Source organism: Aurantimonas sp. C2-5-R2 (assembly GCF_036549495.1).
GTDB classification, from domain to species: Bacteria; Pseudomonadota; Alphaproteobacteria; order Rhizobiales; family Rhizobiaceae; genus Aurantimonas; species Aurantimonas coralicida_A.
This window is the reverse complement of the sequence record NZ_JAZHLJ010000165.1, coordinates 1-3,197: the sequence shown is the minus strand read 5'-3', so window position 1 is coordinate 3,197 and position 3,197 is coordinate 1. Positions and strand designations below refer to the sequence as shown.

Annotated in this window: 3 protein-coding genes; 1 reads left to right on the top strand and 2 read right to left on the bottom strand. The window is 63.5% G+C overall.

The window, feature by feature from the left end; translation table 11 throughout:
* Positions 1 to 750 (top strand): Tn3 family transposase (locus VQ044_RS24355; RefSeq protein WP_331827840.1); only part of this gene is annotated, 750 nt, incomplete at its 5' end.
* 117 nt (positions 751 to 867) lie between these two features.
* Here the strand turns inward: VQ044_RS24355 and VQ044_RS24350 are convergent.
* A complete protein-coding gene (locus VQ044_RS24350) occupies positions 868 to 1,443 on the bottom strand; it encodes a recombinase family protein (protein WP_331827839.1) in 576 nt (191 codons plus the stop codon).
* Between the two features lie 201 nt (positions 1,444 to 1,644).
* Positions 1,645 to 3,189, bottom strand: coding sequence for an ISL3 family transposase (locus VQ044_RS24345; protein ID WP_331827841.1), 1,545 nt, complete (start codon positions 3,187 to 3,189; stop codon positions 1,645 to 1,647).
* Positions 3,190 to 3,197: the final 8 nt, after the last annotated feature.

Here is a 3,197-nt window from a genome sequence, read left to right as displayed (position 1 = left end):
CTCAAGAACCGGTCGCAGCTTCAGCCGGATACCCTGCACGCGGATACCCAGGGCCAGAGCGAGCCGGTTTTTGGACTCAGCAGATTTCTCGGCATCACCCTGATGCCGCGCATGCGCACCTGGGCCGACGTCGCCTTCTACCGGCCGTCCGGATCGGCCCGGTACCGGCATATCGATCCGCTCTTCACGCGCGAGATCGACTGGACGCTGATCGAGACCCACTGGCAGGACATGATGCAGGTCGTGCTCTCTATCCAGGCCGGACTGGTCACGCCATCGATGCTCTTGCGAAAGCTCGGCACGAACAGCCGCAAAAACCGCCTCTATCAGGCGTTCCGCGAATTGGGCCACGTCGAGCGCACGCTGTTTTTGTTGCGCTATATTTCCGACCCGCAGACCCGGCGCACCATCCGCGCCGAAACCACCAAGATCGAGAGCTACAACGATTTCCTCGACTGGATCTCCTTCGGCGGCGCCGTCGTAAAAAGCGCCGATCCCGTCGAGCAGGAAAAGCAGATCAAATACGCCAGCCTCGTCGCCAACGCGATCATGCTCTCCAACGTCGCCGATCTCACCACGGTGCTGACCGCAATGGCCAGGGACAATCATCCCGTCACACCCGAACTCGTCGCCGCAATCAGCCCCTACACGCGCGAGCATATCCGACGCTTCGGCCGCTACGTCCTCGACATGGACGACATCCCCGAACCCCTCAATCCAGACCGCATGCCATTCAAAAGCGCCGCGTGATCACTTTTTACACGTATCTTCAACTGACCCCAAGCTGGTCGGATGAAGGCTCGTCCGCGAAACGCCCGTAGCGCCGGACCTGGTCCCCGGTGAGGAAGCTGACCGGCACAGGCTCTCCTATTTCGCAGCGACCGCACGTTTCTTGAGAAGATCAGCGGCACGCGGGCGCGGTTGGCCCTTGCTGTCGACATAAGCATAGAGCGTCGACAGCGAGACGCCGAGCTGGGCGGCGACATCCCGGGCGCTGTTTTCCCGGTCCGCCATCATCGCCATCGCGGTCTTGAGCTTCGGCCGGGTCATCATCCGCGGCCGTCCGCCGGTGCGATCCCGCGCTCGCGCGGCCGCCAGACCCGCCATCGTACGCTCGTGGATGAGATCGCGCTCGAACTCGGCAAGCGTCGCGAAAATGCCGAAGACCAAGCGACCCGTCGCCGTGGTCGTGTCGACGTCACCGGTCAGCACTTTCAGCCCGATCCCCTGCTTCTGGAGCTCACCGACAAGCCCGACGACATGCGGCAGGGATCGTCCGATCCGGTCCAGCTTCCAGATGACGAGCGCGTCGCCCTCGCGGGCGTTGTCGAGCGCCTGGGCAAGGCCGGGCCGCTCGGTGGCGCGGCCCGAACAGACATCTGTGAATTCGCTTGCAATAANGCGCTTGCTCTGCAGGAACGTGCCGGTCGCGATCTCGCGCACCTTGCTTTCGTCGATGTCAAATCGCTTCGAACCGTGGATCTGACGCAATCCCGATGACGATCACGCGGCGCCGAGCAGCCGGGCTTCGAGCAGGTCGATTTTGGCGCGGCCGTACATCTGACGCTTCACGAGCATTCCCTTGTTGACTTGGCCCTCGGTCTGACCGTTCGACCACNGGATCTGACGCAATCGCGATGACGATCACGCGGCGCCGAGCAGCCGGGCTTCGAGCAGGTCGATTTTGGCGCGGCCGTACATCTGACGCTTCACGAGCTTGAGCTTGTTGACTTGGCCCTCGGTCTGACCGTTCGACCACGGCTCGGTTATCGCTGCCCGCACGGCAGCCAGATCGTTTTGGATGCCGCGGACGAACGAGGCCAGTAGGCTGTGGCTGGCGTTGGCGATCCAGGGATCGAGATCGACGACGGCACGGCTGCGGATCATCGCCTGGAAATGGTCGATCAGGGCTCGTGCATCCGCCAAAGCCGGAGCACCGGCCTCGATCGCGGCGACCATAACCGTTTCTGCCTTCGTGAGATGATCGCGCTTCAGCGTCATCAGGCGGGCGATCGATCGCGCCGATGGGACCTTGTGAAGTTGGGCGGTCGTCATTCGCTCCGATCGCCGCCGCCGCGTCGCCCATTCGCTGACGACGCGGGTCGAGCCGCAAAAGCCAAGACAACGAAGACGGCGCCAGAGTTCGGCGCCGTTGCGGCAGCCGGCCTCCCATTGCGTGTCTAGGAAGGGCAGATGCGGATCGAGCGAACCCTGCCGGGTGCGAAAGACGTCGGTGTGTTCGCCGCGAACGATCTGGCGAACCAGCCCCCGGCTTCGCCCCGTCCGCCGCACGATCTCCTTGACCGCGATCCCATCAGCCGCGAGGCTGGCGACGATGGCGTTCGTCTCCTCGCGCCGCAGATAACCTTCATATTGCAGGCGCTCGGCCGACGTCAGGAGTTTCGGATCGACGACGGTGGCGCCGATCGCGCTACGGATCGGCTTCATCGATTTTTTCACGGCATCGAGGAAAGCGGCGCTGGCGTTCTCCATCAAATGCCAGCGATCAGCAACCTGAACGGCATTCGGCAGGGCCCGTGCCGTCGCCTCTCCATAGCCACCTCCGCGGTCGCGGGAGACGACAGTGATTTCGGGATGATCCGACATCCAGGCCGCGACAGTTGCGATTTCCCGATCCGGCAGAAGCTTCACGATCCGTCGTCGCTCGAGATCGCACACGATCGACCCGTAGTGGTGATTCCGGCGAAAAGCGAAGTCATCGATGCCGACGACATTCAAGGACTCCCTGCGCGATCGTGCTCGTCGCCGGACTACGCGAAGCAGTGTGTCGTTGCTGACCGGCATCATCAGCCGCTGGGCAAAGCACGCCGCGGGTCGCCCGCCGAGAGCCAGGCCGAGGTGATGGACGATGCATTCCATCCTGCCGGTGCGGCGCGCCCGTTCCGCGACGACCTCGTCGCCAAAGCGTTCGGCAAAGATCTTGCGGCGACAACCCGTAAGATCGCAGCGAAAGCGGCGTGTGACCAGCAACAGCCGCACGGGCCTCCCGGCCGAAGGGAGATCGGAAACGCAGCGAACATAGCGGCTATGTAGCCGGCGCGAGGGGCTTCCGCATGACGGGCACGCGGAATCTCGCGTCCGAGCCAAAGCGGTGACCAAAAGCACGCTGTCGACGACCTCGAAACGTTCGACCGAAAGGCCGGCAGGAATTAGCGATGAGAGCGAAATGGCGGTGG